17 protein-coding genes are annotated in these 19,434 nt (G+C 61.8%); 5 read left to right on the top strand and 12 right to left on the bottom strand.

What is annotated here, in order from left to right; genetic code table 11:
- Positions 1-63: 63 nt before the first annotated feature.
- The 12 genes from uidB to LDN70_RS02605 form a co-directional block, all read right to left on the bottom strand.
- Complete coding sequence (gene uidB, locus LDN70_RS02660; RefSeq protein ID WP_223941651.1) at positions 64-1,422, bottom strand: glucuronide transporter; 1,359 nt, start codon at positions 1,420-1,422, stop codon at positions 64-66.
- A 332-nt stretch (positions 1,423-1,754) separates the two neighbouring features.
- Positions 1,755-3,119 carry a mannitol dehydrogenase family protein gene (locus tag LDN70_RS02655; protein ID WP_223941650.1) on the bottom strand — a complete coding sequence of 455 codons (1,365 nt, stop codon included), beginning with the start codon at positions 3,117-3,119 and terminating at the stop codon, positions 1,755-1,757.
- Entirely contained in the window at positions 3,116-4,522 is a 1,407-nt protein-coding gene (gene uxaC, locus LDN70_RS02650) for a glucuronate isomerase (RefSeq protein WP_223941649.1), read from the bottom strand. The genes LDN70_RS02655 and uxaC overlap by 4 nt, the downstream gene beginning before the upstream one ends.
- Before the next feature lie 92 nt (positions 4,523-4,614).
- Positions 4,615-5,661, bottom strand: coding sequence for a LacI family DNA-binding transcriptional regulator (locus LDN70_RS02645; protein WP_223941648.1), 1,047 nt, complete (start codon positions 5,659-5,661; stop codon positions 4,615-4,617).
- A 78-nt stretch (positions 5,662-5,739) separates the two neighbouring features.
- A complete protein-coding gene (locus tag LDN70_RS02640) occupies positions 5,740-6,906 on the bottom strand; it encodes a Gfo/Idh/MocA family protein (RefSeq protein ID WP_223941647.1) in 1,167 nt (388 codons plus the stop codon).
- A gap of 42 nt (positions 6,907-6,948) precedes the next feature.
- The gene (locus tag LDN70_RS02635) at positions 6,949-7,809 is read right to left on the bottom strand and encodes a sugar phosphate isomerase/epimerase family protein (protein ID WP_223941646.1); all 861 of its coding nucleotides are present in this window, start codon (positions 7,807-7,809) and stop codon (positions 6,949-6,951) included.
- Between the two features lie 63 nt (positions 7,810-7,872).
- On the bottom strand, positions 7,873-8,760 hold the full coding sequence (locus tag LDN70_RS02630) for an ATP-binding cassette domain-containing protein (protein WP_223941645.1): 888 nt from the start codon (positions 8,758-8,760) through the stop codon (positions 7,873-7,875).
- Entirely contained in the window at positions 8,757-10,673 is a 1,917-nt protein-coding gene (locus LDN70_RS02625; protein WP_223941644.1) for a dipeptide/oligopeptide/nickel ABC transporter permease/ATP-binding protein, read from the bottom strand. Before LDN70_RS02625 ends, LDN70_RS02630 begins: the two co-directional genes overlap by 4 nt.
- A complete protein-coding gene (locus tag LDN70_RS02620) occupies positions 10,670-11,611 on the bottom strand; it encodes an ABC transporter permease (RefSeq protein WP_166841229.1) in 942 nt (313 codons plus the stop codon). Before LDN70_RS02620 ends, LDN70_RS02625 begins: the two co-directional genes overlap by 4 nt.
- A 6-nt stretch (positions 11,612-11,617) precedes the next feature.
- Positions 11,618-13,156, bottom strand: coding sequence for an ABC transporter substrate-binding protein (locus LDN70_RS02615; RefSeq protein WP_223941643.1), 1,539 nt, complete (start codon positions 13,154-13,156; stop codon positions 11,618-11,620).
- Positions 13,157-13,323: 167 nt separating this feature from the next.
- Positions 13,324-14,331, bottom strand: a complete 1,008-nt coding sequence (locus LDN70_RS02610; protein WP_166841227.1) for a Gfo/Idh/MocA family protein — start codon at positions 14,329-14,331, stop codon at positions 13,324-13,326.
- A 48-nt stretch (positions 14,332-14,379) separates the two neighbouring features.
- A complete protein-coding gene (locus LDN70_RS02605) occupies positions 14,380-15,225 on the bottom strand; it encodes a sugar phosphate isomerase/epimerase family protein (RefSeq protein WP_223941642.1) in 846 nt (281 codons plus the stop codon).
- A 226-nt stretch (positions 15,226-15,451) separates the two neighbouring features.
- On the opposite strand from LDN70_RS02605, the gene LDN70_RS02600 reads away from it, so the two are divergent.
- From LDN70_RS02600 to LDN70_RS02580, 5 genes are all read left to right on the top strand, one after another.
- Positions 15,452-16,471, top strand: coding sequence for a LacI family DNA-binding transcriptional regulator (locus LDN70_RS02600; protein ID WP_166841225.1), 1,020 nt, complete (start codon positions 15,452-15,454; stop codon positions 16,469-16,471).
- A gap of 68 nt (positions 16,472-16,539) precedes the next feature.
- Complete coding sequence (gene nadE, locus LDN70_RS02595) at positions 16,540-17,361, top strand: NAD(+) synthase (RefSeq protein ID WP_166841224.1); 822 nt, start codon at positions 16,540-16,542, stop codon at positions 17,359-17,361.
- 222 nt (positions 17,362-17,583) lie between these two features.
- Positions 17,584-18,222: a PadR family transcriptional regulator gene (locus tag LDN70_RS02590; RefSeq protein ID WP_223941641.1), complete on the top strand. Its 639-nt coding sequence runs from the start codon at positions 17,584-17,586 to the stop codon at positions 18,220-18,222.
- A 77-nt stretch (positions 18,223-18,299) separates the two neighbouring features.
- Entirely contained in the window at positions 18,300-19,058 is a 759-nt protein-coding gene (locus tag LDN70_RS02585) for a MerR family transcriptional regulator (protein ID WP_223941640.1), read from the top strand.
- 234 nt (positions 19,059-19,292) lie between these two features.
- Positions 19,293-19,430 carry a hypothetical protein gene (locus tag LDN70_RS02580; RefSeq protein WP_160147613.1) on the top strand — a complete coding sequence of 46 codons (138 nt, stop codon included), beginning with the start codon at positions 19,293-19,295 and terminating at the stop codon, positions 19,428-19,430.
- Positions 19,431-19,434: the final 4 nt, after the last annotated feature.

The following is a 19,434-nucleotide window of genomic DNA, read 5'->3' as shown; positions in this document are numbered from 1 at the left end:
GATGTGGCTGGTTGAGATTAAGTACGATTTTAGGTTGGATTGCATCCAGTGGCAACCGGTTGCCTAGCTTTTTTGGCTGAGCTGCAAGGCCTCCTCGGAACGGCGAGCGCGGATCTCCCCCACAATCTGCGCATGCACTGCGTCCGTGAGCTTGTATTTGGCCATCACCGCTATCGCCAGGATGGTCATGATGGCCGGCAGCGCTCCGGCGGCGAATTGGATTCCCTGCATGGCTTCCGCACTCTGAGCCGCCCCCGACTTGTACCCGCCCACGGCGAGGCAATAGGCGGCCAGGGCGCCGCCCACGGCTTGGCCGGTCTTACGGGTGAAGGAAAACAGCGCGTAGGTGATTCCCTCGGTGCGGACTCCGGTTTTCCACTCGCCATACTCAACGGTGTCGGCCTCCAGGGCCCACACCACGATATTCACTGCCATCACGCCCATCAGGCTGACTACCAGCCCGGTGAATCCAACCCAGACCATGGAGGGAGGAGAGAAGAAAACAATAGCTCCGCCCACCATGGAGAGCGCTCCGGCAACGATGTACACGTTTTTCTTGCCCAGCTTGCGGACCATCCGCGGCATCAGGGGTGCCATGGCCAGGGTCATGACAAGCTGCACGATGGCCAGCACGGGGTAGAGATCCAAGCGACCCAGGACATCACGCAGGTAGTAGAGCTGCACGGAAGACAACGCCATATAGCCGGTCAGGAAGAGGAGGGAACTGAGGCACAACATCAGCAGCGGGCGGCTGGTCTTCAGGGTGTCCATGCTCTGTTTAAAGGAAACGTTGGGCACCGAGCGGTGAACACGTTCCTTGGCGGTGAGCACGGTGAAGAAGTACAGCGCCGCGCCAACCACCACAAAGACCAGCGTGATGGTGGTGAAAGTGGCTTGGAGGTCAGCCCCCGGCTTGATCAATGGAGCAACGAAGATGCCCAGAGCGGAACCCACCAACAGTGCACCCACCGTGCGGGCGGAGCCCAGCTTGGCGCGGTCCCCCGGGTCCTGCGTCATGGCCCCGGCCAGCGAGCCATACGGGATGTTGACCAGGGAGTACGCCAACCCCAGGGCCGCGTAGCTCACATAGGCGTAGAGCAAGGTGCCCGCCTCACCCCACTGCGGCACGGAGAACGTGGCCACGCTGAGGAGCAGGAGCGGAATGGAGCCGAACATAATGAACGGCCGGAATTTCCCAAAGCGTTTGCTGTAGGAGCGGTCAACCATACGTCCGGCGAAGACGTCGGCGAACGCGTCAAAGATCCTCACCACCAGGAGCAGTGTGCCGGCTGCGGCCGCCGAAATTCCTGCGACGTCCGTGTAGTACACCAGCAGGAACATCGTGGCGGTGGTGAAGGCAAGATTGTTGGCGGCATCGCCGGCACCATAGCCGGCGATGCTGAGTTTGCTGAGCTTTTTCAATGCGGGCTCCTTTACCCTTCGCGTCATTGCGGTCCGAGCCGACTCGACAGTGGATGGAACCTCTGGGACCGGCTTGTGCAGCTGATGTAACTCTAGTCACCTTGGCAAGCGTTTGGCAATCGGTTGCCGCCATATTTCATTGAAAGTTACACCAAATCTCTTCCCTTGTAAGGCCCGCTCTGCGCCCCAAGATCGCGTCGAGGCACGCAGAGTGGGCCCCACAACGCATGGGTTTGCGGTGTTGGACGCTAAGGGTGCCAGTCGACCACGTTAAACGACCGTGGCCCGGGCACCTGAAACCTCAGGGCCCGGACCACCTCGCATATAGATTCCTACGCCGCAGTACCAGCGTTAGCTGAAACTTCGGGCGCAAAGCTACTGCCGAGCTGATGAATGAGCTCAACTACCAAGGAGTCCCGGGCGAGCTCAGCATCCAGCAACGCCACCAGGGCAGCAAGGCGGTCGAGACCGGAAAGCTGGTTAGCCACGGCCACTGCCTCCGACTGCGGGTCCTGCAGCCCGGGGTTCGACTCCACGTAGGCAGCCCACACGGCGATCATCCTTGCCGCAGCCTCGCCGGTTCGCCCTGCTGCGCGTTCGGCGCGGAGTACAGGGACGGCCCTCATGCGCAGCTTGGTGCTGGCATCCATGGCGATCTGGGCCAAGTGGTGCGCAATCCGGGAGTTGCCAAAGCGATCCAGCAATGCCGCCCTGTACTCAGGAATGCCCAAGTCGTCGCCGGCAAGGTGGCGGGATGCTTCATCCCAGAACTCCTCCACAGCTTGCAAGCACACGGGATCAGCCAGGGCTTCGGCAACGGTTGTGTGCCCGCGAAGCTGTCCGGCATAGGCCAGGATGGAGTGCGCACCATTGAGAAGCCAGAGCTTCCGGTTCTCGTAAGGCTCTATGTGGTCCACGAAGAGCGCGCCGGCGTCCTCCCAACAGGGGCGCCCGGCGGGGAAGTCGCCGCTGAGCACCCAGTTGCGGAAGGGCTCGGCCACAACCGGCGCTTCATCCCGGTAGCCGCACTCGCGGGCTACCAGTTGAATGTCATCGGGGGTGGTGCGCGGAGTGATCCTGTCCACTGAGGTGCTCACGAAACTGACGTTGGCCTCAATCCAGTCCGCCAGAGCGACGTCGAACTCCCGGGCAAGGTTCGCTACCGCTTGGCGCGCTACGTTTCCGTTGTCCGAGAGGTTGTCACAGGAAACGACGGCCAGAGGGCCGGCGTCGGCGTCCCTGCGCGCGGCGAGTCCCAAAACCAAGCGGCCCAACGGCGTCGTGGGCTTTGCCCCGGAAACCAGCAGCGGGGCGTCGTCGGTGCCAAGGCCGTACGCCGCTTCCGTGATGGTGAGGGTGACCACAGCGGTCTGGGGCGCGGCGAGCAGTTCAACCAGCCGGCCCACGTTGGCGCCATCTACGGCTTCGACGATGCTGCCCACTACCTCGAAGGAATCGCCCGCGTCGGATCGCTCCACCACTGTGAACAGCCCATCCTGTGCAGCGAGGACTTCCGCGGCGTCAGGACGGCGGCCGGTGAACGAAGCGATGCCCCACTCCCCCGCGTCGCCGGCATGCTGCGTGTACCAGGCTTGGTGGGAGCGGTGAAACGCCCCGAGGCCCAGATGCACAATCCTGATCGGTGCTTGGCCGGCAGGCGAAACAGCGCGGCTAAGGCGCGGCAGTTCGGCGGTCATAGCTTGAACACCCTGCGTGGCGAGGAATCGACGACGTCGAGGATCAACTCGTGCGCGCGGTCTTCAGTAACGCGGTGCTCGGCCACAAGGCGCGCGAGGAAGGAGGCTTCGATCCTGCGGGAGGCGTCATGGCGTGCGGGGATGGAGCAGAAGGCGCGGGTGTCATCGATGAAGCCCGAGGACCGCGAGAAACCGGCGGTCTCCGTAACTGCTGAGCGGAAGCGCAACATGGCATCCGGCGCATCGAGGAACCACCACGGTGCGCCGATGTAGACGGATGGGTAAAAGCCGGCCAGGGGCGCGAGTTCACGGGAGAAGACAGTCTCGTCGAGGGTGAAGAGCACCAGGTGGAAATCCTTGGCCGTGCCGAAGTCCTGCAGCAACGGACGGATGGCCTCGGTGTAGTTCACGGCGAACGGAATGTCGTGGCCGGTGTCTGCCCCGAAGGACTTGAAGGTGGGCTCATGGTGGTTCCGGTAGGAGCCCGGGTGAATGGTCATGACCAAACCGTCGGCCACCGACATGCGCGCCATCTGGTACATCATGTGGGCCTCGAACGCGTCGCGGTCCTGGGCAGTTGCCTTTCCGGCCCGCGCCTTTTCGAAGAGCGCTTCCGCATCCGCGGCATCAAGTTTGAGGGTGGCCGGGGTGCGGACGCCATGGTCCGCCGATACCGCCCCATGCTCCACAAAATACCGACGGCGGTTCTCAAGCGCCGCAATATAGCCCGCGTAGCCTGTGGCACCATCGCCTGCAGTTTCGATCAAACGGTCAACATTGCTGCTCCACTGCGGATGCGCCACGTTCAGGTAGGCATCCGGGCGGAATGTGGGGAGCACGCGGCCGTTGAAGCTGGGATCCTCGGTGAGGGCCTTGTGGCTGGCAAGGTTGTCCAAGGGATCGTCCGTGGTGGCCAGGACCTCAATGTTGAAGTCCTTGAAAAGCTGCCTGGGACGGAAGTCCGGCTCCACCAACTTCGCGGCAATCGCGTCATAGCTGGCGTCTGCCGGCATCTCGCTGAGGTCTGCGCCGAGTTTGAAAACGTCGTTGAACTGGGTGCGCAGCCAGTACCCGGAGGCCGTGCCCTCGAACAGCGGCCATGACTGGACAAACTGCCTCCAGATCTCCCGGGACTCCGGCGCAGAGGCCGTCCCGGCCAGCAACTGATCCATCGGAACACCGTTGGCGTGGATCAGGCGTGTGACGTAGTGGTCCGGGCTGACCAGAAGTGCTGCGGGGTCGGGAAACGGCGTGTTTTGCTCGATGACTGCGGCGTCAACGTGGCCGTGCGGGGAAATGATGGGCAGGTCCTGGACGCGCTCCAACAAAGAGCGCGCGATGCTGCGCGTCCCGGGATCTGCGGGCAGGAGCCTGTCAGGGTGTGCGGCGATGGACTGTGACATAGGTCAATCTTGCGTTCCGGTTCGGCACTTTGTCAACCGGTTGCCAAAAATTGCCACTCTGTTGCATCCCGTTGCGCAGCGGCGTACTGAGCCTAGGCGAGGAGCCGTCCGCTGGACCCTCGCACCACGAGTTCCGTCTCCACCCGGACCGCTTCGTCCGGGGCCTCCTGGCCCTGCAGCATATCCAGCAGGATGGTGACGGCGCGGGTGCCGCACTCCCCCAAGGGTGAGCGCACGGTGGTCAACGCGGGGGTGGTGAAATCGGCTCCAAAAATGTCGTCAAAGCCAACAATGCTGATCTGGTCCGGGACTCTCATCCCGCCGGCCTGCAGCTCCTGCATCAAGCCAATGGCGAGGAGGTCGTTGTAGGTGATCACCGCCGTCGCCCCGCTTTCCAGGACGTCGCGCGCTACTTGCCTGCCGCCGTCGACGGTTGGTTTGGAGGTCTCCAGGCGGACCGCGCTGAGCTTGGACCATTCCGCGGCAGATTTGACGCCTTCCCATCGGCGGGCGGTCATCCATGACTGCTTGGGGCCGGCGACGTAGGCGAGCTTCTCATGGCCGTTGGCGGCCAGGCTGCGCACGGCCTCGCTGATGCCCTTGTTGACGTCCGGCACCACGCACGGAACCCCGGTGATCTCACGGTTAATAACGGCAACCGGCTTGTCCGCAGCCAAAGCCCGGATCTGGTCATCGTCCATGCGGGGACTGGCCAGGATGAGACCGTCCACGGTGCTCAACAGACGCCGGGCCGCTGTTACTTCGGTTTCCGGTGACTCAGCGGACTCGGCCAGAACCAGCGTGTAATCGCGGGCCGATCCCGTGGTTTCCGCGCCGCGGATGATGTCAAAGAACGTGGGGTTGGTGATGTCCGCCACGATCAACCCGATGGTCTGGGTACGGCCGGTAGGGAGGGCGCGAGCGAAGGGATTCACTTGATAGTTCAGCTCCGCCGCCGCGTCCTCAATGATCTTCTGCGTCTTGGCACTCACGCGGCCCGGTTTACTCAGGGCGCGGGACACTGTAGAGGGATTCACGCCCGCGAGCTTTGCGATGTCGTAAATCGTGGCAGAGGACTTCTCACCCCGGCCTCGTTTGGTGGGGGTGGTTGCTGCTCCAGTGCTCGTCAGGTCAGTCACCGCTCCATCGTAGACCGCATGGCAACAAAACAAGCCGGTTGCCAAAAGAATGTTGACAACCGGCCCGCTTCGAAGGGGCTAGGAACGCTCGGGGAACTTGCCCTCTTCAGCGATGCGCTTGTTTAGCTCCTGCAGGAATTCATCCTCATCAAAGTCCAAGGACACTTCCTTGCCGGTCCAGCTGGAAAGGTGGATGGCGTTGGCCAGGCGAACACCGTTGATACCGTCCGAACCCGGAGCCAGTAGAGGAGTTCCGTCCAAAATGTTGGCCGCAAAGTTCTCCAGGACGCCGGCATGCTGGCCACCCCACGCAGACTCGAACTCGATGACCTCGCTGCTGTACAACTCTTCGCGGTTCAGCTGGCCCATGAAGAGCTTGCGGACGCCATCCATATCCATCGAATCACTGATTTCCCGCTCAGGTTTGACCAACCGGGTGACCGTGGCAACCTTGCTGTCCTCCACCACGATTTTGCCGAGGTCGCCAAGGATTTCGAACCTGTCGGTTCCCACGATGTCGTGGGTTGCTGTCACGAAAACGCCCGTGGCGCCGTCGCCATAATCCACCACTGCAGTGACTTCATCCTCGACGGCGATGTCCCGGCGGAAGCCGTACGCCACCTTGGAGTACACGGACTGCGGGACGCCACAGATCCACTGCCACAGGTCCAGCTGGTGCGGTGCCTGGTTGACCAGGACGCCACCGCCCTCGCCGCCCCAGGTAGCACGCCACTCGCTGGAGTTGTAGTACCCCTGCGGGCGCCACCAATTGGTGATGATCCAGTTGGAGCGGCGGATCTTGCCGATCTCGCCGTTATCGACGATTTCCTTCAGCTTCTTGTACAGCGGGTTGTTGCGCTGATTGAACATGATGCCGAAGGAAAGCTCCGGCTTGGAGGCGGCGAACTCGTTCAGTTCCTTGACCTGCTTGGTGTAGACGCCGGCGGGCTTCTCCACGAGCGCGTGGATGTTGCGCTTGAGTGTTTCGATGCCCATCTCCGGGTGCAGGAAGTGCGGCACGCAGGTGACAATCGCGTCTACGGATCCGCTCTCAAGCAGGGTGATGTAGTCGTCGTAGAACGGGACATCCGGATACTGCGAGGCTGCGAGTTCCTTCTTGGCGGGATCAACATCGCAGATTGCGCCGATCTCCATATTGGGCACCAGGCCGTCCGTGATGAACTTGGCGTAGGCGCCGCCTTGCTGGCCCAGGCCGATGATGCCGAGGCGTACTTTCTTGCTCATGAATGCAATCTCCTGTGTTGAAAACCGGGAAGTGGCTGAAATCTAGAAAAGGTCGGCGTGGCCCATGGCCACCAAGTTGTCGTACGAGGTCTGGAGCGCATCCCACACGGTCCGCCCATAGAGTTCGTCCTGCTCCACCAAGAGGTAACGGGCTCCTGCGGCGACGGCGGCCGGAATGATGGAGGGGAAGTCCAGGTTGCCCTCGCCCACTTCGGCGAACTGCACCACGTTGCGGAACTCGGCCATGAACCCGGGGAAGTCGCCCTTCTCCAGGAGCCCGAAGGACGATTCCGGCATCTGGCCGATCCTGTAATCCTTCAGGTGCACCATGGCAGTATTGCCGGCGTACTTTTCCAGGGTCCGCACGGGATCGAGGCCGCCGCGCTGCACCCAGTGGACGTCGATTTCCATGCCCATGGCCGGGGAGTTTTCGGCGATGATGTCCAGCATGTACTTGCCGTCAAACTTCGCGAACTCGATGTGGTGATTGTGGTAATACAGGCTGATGCCGTGTTCCTGGAGCCGTTCGGCGTAACCGTTGGCTTGCTTGGCGAATTCAACCACCGAGTCCAGTGACTTCATGGCCCCGAACGGAAGCATCCCGATGCGCAGCAGCGAGCTGTCCAGCCGCTTGGCGTCGTCCACGATCTTGTCGAAATTGTCCGCCAGTGATTCCACGGGCATGCCTTTGCGGCCTTCAATGTTGACCGAAAGCGCGGCGATGTCCATGCCCAGCTCCGAGCGGGAGCGGTCCAGCTCGTCCACGTTCTCCGGCGTCATGGGGATCTGCGAAATTTCGACGGCGTTATAGCCGATCGCACTGACCTTGCGGAGCGTTTCGAACGCTCCAAAGTCAGCAAAACTGTCCTTCAGCATCATGGCTTGGACGCCTATTGTGGCCACTTTTTCCTCCGGGGGTTTCCGGGCCCTTCCGGACCCTGGATGTTCTGTGTGATGCCTGGCTGTTCAGGCCACGGCACCTTGCTGTTCGATTTGGTTGTGCTGGTTTGCGAGTAGGCGGTGGCGGTCTGCCCGGCGTTGTTCCTGCCGGTCAGGGTCGGGCACCGGCGAGGCAAGCAGCAGCCGCTGGGTGTAGGGGTGTTCGGGATCGCGGGTGACAACTTCGGCGGGGCCTTGCTCCACGATTTCACCGTGATACATGACGGCCACACGGTGGCTGATGTGCCGCACGACGTCGAGGTCGTGTGAGACGAACAAGTACGAAACGCCGGTGTCCTTCTGGATCTGCAGGAACAGGTCCAGCACGCGGGCCTGGGTGGAGAGGTCCAGTGCGCTGACGGGTTCGTCGCAGACAATCAGCTTCGGGGACAAGGCAAGTGCCCGCGCGATCGCAACGCGTTGGCGCTGCCCGCCGCTGAATTCGCGCGGCAAACGGTGGATCGCGTCCGTCGGCAAGCCCACCTGGTCCAGCAGTTCCTTGACTCTTTTCTTGGCCGCAGCAGGCTCCATCCCCTGCACGCCGAGGGGCTCGGCAAGGATGTCACCAATCTCCAGCGCAGGGTTCAACGAGGTGTAGGGGTCCTGGAAGACCACCTGCAGGTCCCGGCTCAGGGTACGGCGTTCCTTCCGCGAAGCGTTGCTGATGTCGTTGCCTTCAAAGATCACCTTTCCTGCGGTGACCGGGGCAAGGCCCAGGACGGCGCGGCCAAGAGTGGTCTTGCCGGAACCGGACTCCCCCACCAGGCCCAAGGTCTCGCCTTGGCCGATGGTGATGTTGATGTCCGTCAGCGCCCGGAAGGGCTTCGCCCGGAACCGCTTGCTGGGGTATTCCACCACCAGGTTCTCCACTGAAAGGAGCGGAGACTTCTGCGATGAATCAAGAGAGGTGCTCATGCCACCGGCTCCTTCTGTGCTGCTGATCCGGACTGTGCTGCCGATCCAGGCTTGGATACAAGCATGGTCATGGGCGTCTTTCCTTCGAGCATGGACCCCAGCAGGGTCTGTGTGTAAGGCTCTTTCGGGTTCCGGAGAATGTCCCGGACGGTCCCTTCTTCCACCAGCCGGCCGTTCTGCATCACGGCCACGCGGTCGCAAAGGTCGGCCACGACACCGAAGTTGTGGGTCACCAGGATGACCCCGATGTTGAGGCGCTGCTGCAGTTCACGCAGCAGGTCCAGCACATCGGCCTGCACGGTGACGTCCAGGGCGGTGGTGGGTTCGTCCGCGATCACCAGGTCCGGTTCGCAGCTGATGGCACCGGCGATCAGCACGCGTTGGGCCATTCCGCCGGAGACCTCATGCGGGTAAGCATTGAAGGTGAGTTCCGGGTTGGCAATTCCGACGTCGGTAAGCAGCTTGAGGGCGCGTGTGCGGGCTTCAGCCTTGGAGATTCCAAGGACTCGAACCATGGGTGTGACCAGCTGGTAGCCGATGGTAAACGCCGGGTCCAGGTTGCTCATGGGCTCCTGGGGGATGTAGGAAATCCGTTTGCCGCGTAGTTTGGACAACCTCTCCTGGCTGACGCGGTCTTCACCGGGGGCCACCGTGTAGTTGCCATCAAACTGGATGGAACCACCCACAATCCGCGCGTTGTCCGGCAGCAGGCCCAGGATGGAAAACGCGGTTTGGGACTTGCCCGAACCTGACTCGCCCACGATGCCCAGGATTTCGCCGCGGTCCACGTGGAAGGAAACGTCATCCACTACCTTTTTGATGGACCCGTCAGCCTGCGGATAGCCGACCCCCAGGTTGGTCACCTTGACCAGGTGGTGCTCGGTTCCGGCGTCGACGGCGGCCACAAACTTCCGTGACTGGCGCGCCTTGGCGGGGTCCGGCGTCGTGCTTGCAGAAGAACTTGTGCTTTCGGCTGTTGCAGCCGCACGCTTCTTGCGGTGTTTGATCTTTTCGCCGTCTTCCAAGGCGTCGCGGATGGCGTTGCCCAGCAGGACGAGTCCGCCGATGGTGAGCGCCATGGCCAGTGCCGGCCAGAGCAGCAGAATCGGGGTCAGGTAGACGTTCTTGAAGCCTTCGGAGAGCATGACGCCCCAGGTGGCCTTGGTGGGATCGCCCAGGCCAAGGAACTCAAGCCCGGACTGAATGGCGATGGCAACACCGGCGATTGCGGCGGTTTGGATGATGATGGGTGCGCGGACCACGGAGAAAATGTGGCGGGCAATAATGCTTAGATCGGACAGGCCCGAAACCCGGGCAGCGTCCACGTAGAGCTCGTTCCGGACCGACTGCACCGCGGTGCGGGTGAGCCGGAAGTAGGAAGGACTGATCAGCACACCGAAAGCGATCATGGAGATCCATACGGACGGGCCGAACGCTGCACGGATGGTGAGCAGGACGATCAGGCCGGGCAGGCTCATGAGGATGCTGACCACCCAGTTGGAGACTGCTTCGAATTTACCTCCGTAGTAGCCGGCAATCAGGCCTGCCGGAAGTCCGATGGCAATCGCGACGCCTGCGCACAGCAGCGCGGACAAGAGGGTGAGCTGCGCACCAAAGAGCAGGCGGCTCCAGGTATCGCGCCCTGCGCTGTCCGTGCCCATGATGTTGACTGAATCCGGAGCGGCCAGGGTCTTGGAAATGTTGGCGAAGTTCTCTTCGAAAGGGGCGATCACCGGCGCCAGGATGGCCAGCACAGCGATCGTCAGGAGGATCACCAGCGAGGCGATGCCCATGGGGTTCTTCAGGAGGCGGCGCATCACGGTGGACCGGACCACCGTGCCGCTCTGGCCTGTTTTTGCCGCGACGCCCATGGAGTCTGCGGATACTGCTGCTGAATCTACGGAGTCGCTCATGAGACACGTACTTTCGGGTTGAGCCAACCATTGAGGATGTCCACCAGGAGGTTCACGACGATGACCACCACCACGGTGTACATCACCACTCCCATGACCACGGGAAGATCGGTTTGGGTGGTTGCTGCCACAGCCAGCGGACCCATTCCAGGAAGGGCGAAGATCTGCTCGATGATCACCACGCCGCCCAGCATGCCGATCAGTTGCAGGCTCAAGACGGTCAAACCTGCAGGTGCGGCGCTGCGGAGCACATGCTTGAAGAGGATTTCGCGTTCTCCGATGCCACGGCTGCGCAGCGTCCGGACGTAGTCCCGTTCAAGCTGCTTGATGACGGCGGAACGGATCTGCTGCGCACCGCCGGTCACACCGTTGATCAGCAACGCGATCACCGGAAGGGTCATGGAGTAGACCCAGGCCTCCGGGCCCACCTCCGGGGAGATGGTGCTGGTGGCGGGGAAGAAACCCAGCTGGATGGCCAGGATGGTTACCAGGAACACGCCGATCACATACCCGGGGATGGAGTCCCCCACGATCGCGCCGATCTGGACCACCCTGTCCACCCAGCCGCGCTTCACGGCTGCGGCAACACCGATCAGTGCTGCGCAGATGGCGATCAGGATCATTGCGGTGAAGACCATGGTCATGGTGACCGGGATGCGGGTGGCCAGGGAGCTGGCTACCGGCTCCGAGGTGAACCAGGAGGCACCGAGGTTACCTGTGAGGGCATCGCCCAACCACGCGAAGTAGCGGACGAAGAGTGGCTGGTCGAGTCCCAGTTCCTGTTCCTTCAGAGCAACCTGTTCAGGTGTTGCCTGATCCCCCAAAATGTTCTGGGCGATACTTCCGCTGGAGGTGTACAGCAGGGTGAAGGTGAGGACCGAGACGACGAACAACACCACCAGACCACTGCCCAGTCTTTTCGCAATGAACTTGATCATGGGTTCCTACTTGGCGGGCGAGTAGTTGTAGATGGACGGAACGGCCTGCTGGACCTGCGGGGTGACGTTCACTTTGTCGTTGTGGTAGTACATCTGGTTCACGCGGAACAGCGGGGCGAACCAGGCTTGCTCCACCACGTATTTGTTGACTTCCTGGGCCAGCTTGCCGGCGTCGGCGCCACCGGTGCGCACGGCCGCGATCTTGGCTTCAAGCTCAGGGGTGGTGGTCTTGAACGGGTTGTACAGGGCCTTGGTGGAAACGATCTGGTCGATTGCCACGGTGGGCTGGCCTTGGAAGAGGTTGAAGAACAGGGCCGGGTACTTCTGCGCGGCAACGTCCGCGGTGAAGGTGTTGGTGATGGCCGCACCCGGGTTCAGCGTGATTCCCACATCTGCGAGCTGCTGCTTCATGACCGAGATGAGGGTTTCAGCACCGGGAAGTGTGGGAACGTCAATGCTGACTTTGCCTTCAAAGCCGGAATCCTTCAGGAGCTGCTTGGCTTTCTCGGGATCGTAGCTGTAGTAGTTCTCCAGTTCCTCGCTCCAAGCGCCGCTGTCCTTGCCGAAGGGCTGCGTGGTGGGAGTGCCCTGGCCCAGCATGACCTGGTCCAGGATGGTCTTGCGGTCAAAGGCATGGTTGATGGCCTGGCGGACCTTGACGTTTGCCAGGGCCGGGTTCTTGGTGCCGTCACGGTCCAGCAGGAGCAGTCCGGACCAGTCAACCTGGTTGGTTTCGAGCTTCATCTTGGCGCCCTCGGCCTGCTTGCCGTTCTTGGGATCCAGCAGGGTTGCGTCAATCTGGCCGGAGACCAGTGCGTTGGTGCGGGCGGTGGGGTCCAGGAGGACCTTGAGGGTGAGCTTCTTGTACTTCTGGAGGTCCTTGTTCCAGTAACCCTCGCGAGCGTTGAAGACCGTCTGGGAGTCCTTGACGGAGGCGGCTTTGTCCATCACATAAGGACCGGAACCTACGGGCACGGTCTTGATGGCGTCCGTGCCCAGTGCTGCGGGGCTTCCCATCAGGCCTGCGGCCTGGCTGAGGAAGTATTCGAGGGCCGGTTCCGGTGCGCTGAGGTTGATGTCGATCGTGTCGGCATCCACTACTGCGACGTCGGAAACTGACCCCAGCTGGGCCATTTGCGGGCCGTTGGCCTTCTTGAAGTGGTCCATGTTCGCCTTGGCGGCAGCGGCGTCGAACTTGGCTCCGTCGCTGAAGGTGACATCCGTGCGGAGGTCCACGGTGAGCTTGGTGTTGGTGTCGTTGTACTTCCACGCGGTTGCCAGCATGGGGCTGAGCTTGCCGTCCGGTTCGCGGAGGATCAGGGAGTCGTAGGCTGCCTGATACGGCTGGAGCGCGTGGCCTACGTGAGCCTGTGCCGGGTCCCATGAGGTGAGGTCCCGGAGGGTGCCCAGCGTCAGTGCGGTGACTGTCTTAGCTCCTGAAGTGGAACCCGCTCCGGCGCCGGCATTCCCGCCGCCACATGCGGTGAGCGCCAGGGAGGCGCTAAGTACGATGGCGGCTGCTGCCGCCTTGGGACCTAACTTCATTGTTGGCTCCTACTGAGTCATAGCCTGATGCGAGTCAGAGCTTGAGTGTGTGGCCTGCGCCACACTTTTCTTGGGTGTGAGATTTACAGTACGGAATTTGCGTGATCTTGGCAACCGATTGTCAAAAGTTTCTTAGATTGTTGCCAAGATGGCATAACAGGCGCCGATCAACCCACCCGGTCAGCCATCTCCGGGTAGCTTTGCGCGTAGATATCCTTGATGATCCTCAAGGATTTTCCGGCCTCGGCAGGGTTGATCCAGAAAGGCCCGGCATCCTGCAGCTTGTTGTAGAAATCCGCGATTAGAAGCTCATGGGACACGCCCCAGTAGGACCTGCCACCACTCTCAGCCACCCTCTCCGGGATGACGTCCACCGTGCCGTCGGCGTAGCTCACCGTGAGGTCGCCACGCAGGCTGAGCGTCGCCTTCTCTGTGACGATATCCAGGGTCACCGGCGCATTCACCGCGTTGGCCAGCGTTGAATAGAAGACGCTGCGCGCGCCGTTGACGTGCTCGGCAACGAACTCCGCGGTGTCCTCCACCTCTATCACGCCGCCCAGGGAACGGGTGGACGCATGGCCCTCCACCTTGGCAACATCGCCCACCAACCACTGCAGCAGGTCCACGGTATGGATGGCCTGGTTCATCATCAGCCCACCCCCGCCTTCCGCCCAGGTCCCCCGCCATGGGCGGTTGCGGTAGTAGCTGGCGTCCCGGTGCCACATGACAGTTGCCGAGGCGCCGATCACCTGGCCCAGCGTGCCGCCGTCGAGCAGTTCATGCATGGCTTGCGAGGTCGCGTTGTACCGGTTCTGGAAGCAGACAGCGATCTTCGCTTCGCTCCGCTCCGCCACCTCAATCAACCGCTGCCCCTCGGCCAGGGTGTGGGCCAGCGGCTTCTCGACGATCACGTTGACGCCGCGCTCCAGGCAGTCAGCGGCAACGGAGGCGTGGAGGTGGTGCGGCGTACAAACATGCACGACGTCGGGACGCACCTTCTGGAGCATGTCCAGGTAGTCCGCGTAGCCAGGGACGCCGTGGGCGGCTTCCGCCGCTTGCAACCTGTCCGGATCGGTATCGCAAACCGCCACCAATTCGGCATTGTCCATGGTGGCCAAGGCCGCGAAGTGGATGGTCGAGATGTCGCCGCAACCAATAACTGCTGCTGTAGGCATACCTGCTCCTTCGAAGGTTAATGCTGGGGTTGTCTTGGTGCCGCGCTTTTAGACCAGGTCCACGCCATTCTTGGCGGCAAGGCCCGCAAAGGCCCGGGCCGCGATTCCGAAAGCAACCGGGCCGGAGTAACCGCCGAGCTCGTGGGCACTGGCCAGGTGCGGCTCAAGTGAGGCGAAGCCGGTGTAGCCATCGGCAGCGAGGGCGCTGATGGTGGCATCCAGTTCACCGTCTCCTTCACCGGCGGGAACTACTTCACCGGTTGTGGCGATGGCATCTTTAACCTGAAGGTATTCGAGGTATGGACGCAGGATGGCATATCCCTCGGTGTAGGGCTTGACGCCTACCTGGACGAAGTTGGCGTTGTCCCATGCCACCCGGAGCGCCGGCGAGTTGACTGTCTCCATAATGTCCAGGACGCGATCCGGAGTATCACCGTAGATGCCCTTCTCGTTTTCATGCAGCAGGACAATGCCATGAGCTGCGGCTTCCGCAGCAAGAGCGGACATGCGCTCCATGACTGCCTCCCGGATCTCCTCCTGCTCTTGGCCTTCGCCGCGGTAGAAGGAGAAGATACGGACGTACTTTGTGTCCAGGGCCTTCGCCACAGAGATGATCTGACGAAGCCGGGTCACCTCATGCTCCACGGGGAGGCTGACATCCACTTTGCCAATGGGGCTGGCAACAGCTGAAACCTTGAGGCCTTTGTCGTCCAGGATGGCTTTGAGCCTCACCACAGCGTCGTGCTCAAGTTCTGAAACGTTGGTCCCCCACGCGCTGCGGACTTCGATGTGGCTCGCACCAAGGGCCAGCAGCACGGCGGCCTGGACGGCGGGATCGGGGTCTACTTCGTCGCCGAAACCGGACAGGCTCCACACGGCACTGGGTTGAGTCACGAAATCTCCTAGGTAGTCCTGTTGCGGCACCCGAGGGTCGCGGTGACGCACTTCACAGGCGAGTCTTGTCCCTTGAGTTTAGCCAGCTTGGCACGCAGTTGACAACCGATTGCCATTCCCTGCCATCCTGTGTCATCCTTATTCAACGGTGTGGCAGTAGTCACAGCCGGATGATCTTGTCGTTCCGGGAGGAACGCCCATGTTTGCTGTTCAGAGAGGAACGCCCATGGCGACGCAACCCATGGCAACAGGCCGGCCTGCCACCATCCATGACATCGCTGCGCACTGCGGCGTCGCAGCGTCCACCGTTTCGAGGGCCCTCGCCAATCCGGAGCGCGTCAATATCCGCACCCGCGAGCGGATCCAGGCCGCCGCCGTCGAGCTTAATTACACGCCCAACTCCCAGGCGAAAGCATTGAGCTCCGGCCGGACAGGTGCCGTGGGCGTCCTGGTTCCGGACATTACCAACCCCTTCTATTTCGACCTCATCCGGGGGACACAGCTTCAACTGAAGGCGGCCGGCTACACGCAGCTGCTGGTTGATACGGAGGAATCGGACGAGGTTGAGGCCAGCACGCTGGAGCAGCTGCGCAAAAGTGCCGACGGCGTCATTGTGGCGGCGTCCCGCCTCAACGACGAAGCACTTGCCGCTGCCGCGGCCAGGATGCCCATGGTCACCGTTAACCGCGACGTCGACGGCGTTCCTGCGGTTCTCATCGACACCCCCTCAGCCATGCCGCAGGCTTTGGACCACCTGATTTCCTTGGGCCACACGTCAGTTGCGTACGTCTCAGGTCCCGCCGTTTCGCAGTCCAGTGCCCGGCGGTGGACTGCCTTGTCCGAAGCCGCCGAGGAACGCGGAGTCGATGTCCGCAGAATCGGACCCTTCGCACCCAAAACCCAATCCGGCGCAGCCGCAGCAGACGCAGCCGTGCACAGCGGGGTCACTGCGTGCATCGTCTTCAACGACCTCATTGCAATCGGCATGCTGCAACGGCTCCGTGAACGCGGCCTGCGGGTGCCGGAGGACATGAGCATCGTGGGCTGTGACGATATCTTTGGCGCGGACTTCTGCAACCCACCCCTGACCACCATGAGCTCGCCCATTGAACAGGCCGGACGCGTGGCCGTGTCCATGTTGCTGGCCCAGCTGAATCCCCTCGCCGGCGGCGGAAACCGCAGCCGCTCAGTCATGCCGACCCACCTCACCGTCCGCGGCTCCACAGGTCCGGTGCCCTCTAAATAACTGACACGTGGGCTGGAAGTCCGCAATATGGTTGAGCGTCCGCAGCCGGGCTGACTAGTGTGGAATACATGCGCGAACTCCAGGCCAAGATCATTGAAGAAATGGGCGTCCAGCCCCGGATCAACCCCGCAGAGGAGGTCCGCAAGCGCGTCGCTTTCCTGAAGGACTACCTGAAGGCGACCAACACCAAAGGATTCGTTCTTGGCATCTCCGGAGGCATCGATTCCTCCCTTGCCGGCCGCCTCGCCCAGTTGGCCGTTGAGGAACTGGAAGCCGAGGGCGTGGACGCAAACTTTGTAGCCGTCCGCCTCCCCTACGGCATCCAGCACGATGAAGACGACGCTCAGGCAGCCCTCGACTTCATCAAGGCCAAGACCGAGTGGACCTACAACATTTCCCAGGCTGTGGACGGCTTCGAGGACGAGTTCGAGAAGACCACCGGCGCTCCCATCTCCGATTTCCACAAGGGCAATACCAAAGCACGCGCGCGCATGATCGCCCAGTACGCCCTGGCCGGTGAACACAACTACCTGGTGATCGGCACGGACCACGGCGCCGAGTCCGTGACGGGCTTCTTCACGAAATTCGGCGACGGCGGCGCGGACATCCTGCCGCTGTTCGGCCTGAACAAACGCCAGAACCGCGCACTCCTGGCAGAGCTTGGCGCACCATCAAGGGTTTGGGAGAAGGTTCCCACCGCCGACCTCCTGGACAACAAGCCCGGCCGTACCGACGAAGACGAGCTCGGTATCACCTACGACACCATCGACGACTACCTCGAAGGCCGCGACGTTCCCGAGGACGCGGCAGAGCTGCTGGAACAGAAGTACCTGCGCACGCGTCACAAGCGCACCGTTCCGGTCACCATCTTCGATACCTGGTGGAAATAGCTACGTCGCTTTAGACCATTCACGACGGTGGGTGCCGGCTTCCCTACGGAAGCTGCCACCCGCCGTCGTGCTTTAACAACGCTCTCTCACATCCCCCGGGCTTTTCGGCGTCGCTCTCTCACATCCCGATTTCGGGTCTTGACGTCTCGATAGTTACCGATATATCGTTAACTATCGCCGATACTCCTTCGGCGTAACAACAACCGAAAGGACGATGCTGTTATGAAAGGCATCAACGAAAACAACAACTCATTCCCCGAGCACGATCACGGACATCCCGAACACGGACAGGGCCGAGGCCGTTTCAACCGAGGCAAGGGCCGGCGCGGGCCGGGCGGACACGGCGGCGGCGGATTTGGTCCCGGTGGCTTCGGCCCAGGCTTCGGACCCGGATTTGGGCCTCGGGGCTTCGGTCCCGGTGGAACACGCAGGGCCAACCGCGGCGACGTCCGGGCAGCAATTCTCTCGCTCCTGGCCGAAGCCCCGTCCAACGGCTACGGCCTGATCAAGACCATCGCCGAGAAGACGTCCGGTGCATGGCGTCCCAGCCCCGGCTCGGTCTACCCGACACTGCAGCAGCTGGTGGATGAGGAACTCATCGTGGCTGTTGGCGAAGGACGCCGCACCGAGTTCACCCTTACGGATGACGGCAAGGCATATGTCGCCGAACACGAGGAAGAACTCGCCAACGCCTGGAACACAGAGGCTGATGGAACCGGTGCAGCATTCCACCAAAGCGTCGGCAAGCTCATGGGCGTCATCCACCAGTTCCGTGCAGCCGCTACCGACGAACAGCGTCAAGCTGCCATCGAGAAACTGGACGAAACCCGCCGGGCGCTCTACCTGATCCTGGCCGACTAAGTGCTTGCCACCATCCCCTTGACCTTGACGTAACGTCAACCTCTACTGTCGAAGAACAAGCACAGGACGGAGGACGTATGGACTGGTCAATTCAGGAGATCGCCAAGATCGCAGGCACCACCAGCCGCACGCTGCGTCACTACGACGACATCGGGTTGCTGAAACCAAGCCGGACCGGTCATAACGGCTACCGCTACTATGACGGTCCGGCCCTGGTTCAGCTCCAACGCATCCTCCTGCTCCGGGAGCTAGGGCTGGGCCTTCCGGCCATCGCCGAAGTTCTTGACCGCGAGACCGATACCGTCAAAGCGCTGAGCAGCCATCTGGAATGGCTTGCCCAGGAGCAAGACAGGCTGACCCGGCAGATCGCCTCCGTTCGGCAAACCATCGACACAATGAAAGGGGATGGAAAGTACATGGCACAGAACATGTTTGACGGCTTCGACCACACTCAGTACAAGGACGAGGTGGAGGAGCGCTGGGGCAAGGATGCCTACGCCGCCGGTGATTCGTGGTGGCGCGGGATGAGCGCCGACGAAAAGCAGCAGTGGAAGGACCGCGTCCGGAAATTGGGCACGGATTGGATCGCCGCCTCAGAATCCGGGGTTTCACCTGACAGTGCTGAAGCGCAGGACCTCGCGCAGCGCCACGTCGAGTGGCTCCGCGGCGTCCCGGGAACCCCGACGGCGGCACCTGGCGGAGACGCCAAGGGTTACGTCACGGGGCTCGGAGAGATGTACGTCGCTGACCCGCGGTTCGCAGCCAATTACGGCGGCGAATCAGGGGCCACCTTCGTCAGGGATGCCCTGCGGATCTACGCAGAGAAGAACCTCTAGCTGCCCAAACCAGCTGTACGGCTTGACTTTTATTTCGCAAACTCATGTGCAAGAATACGCGACCATTTGTTCATAATGGCCGCATTCTGAATGAATGATGATTTTATTGACACAGGATTCAAATAAATTGATAAATTCTGTCATTTTGCTCTAGCCTCACCAGCGGAGTTGCCCTAGGCTCATGCTCGGGGATGCAGAAAGCATTTTCCGTCCGATAACGAACGGGAGCATATTATGCAGAATCTTGAAGTGGCAACTGAAGCCGGAGCGCTCGAAGCGCTCGAGAATGGTTTGAAGGGCATCGAGTTTGACGAGTTCTTCGAGACAACCACAAGCTTTGATCCCAGCGAATTCGTGATGCGCCGCTGCTGATCGA

The sequence above is a fragment of the Arthrobacter sp. StoSoilB22 genome, assembly GCF_019977315.1.
In the GTDB taxonomy this organism is placed as follows: Bacteria; Actinomycetota; Actinomycetes; order Actinomycetales; family Micrococcaceae; genus Arthrobacter.
Note: the sequence above shows the minus strand (reverse complement) of the source record. Positions and strands in the feature narration are given on the sequence as shown.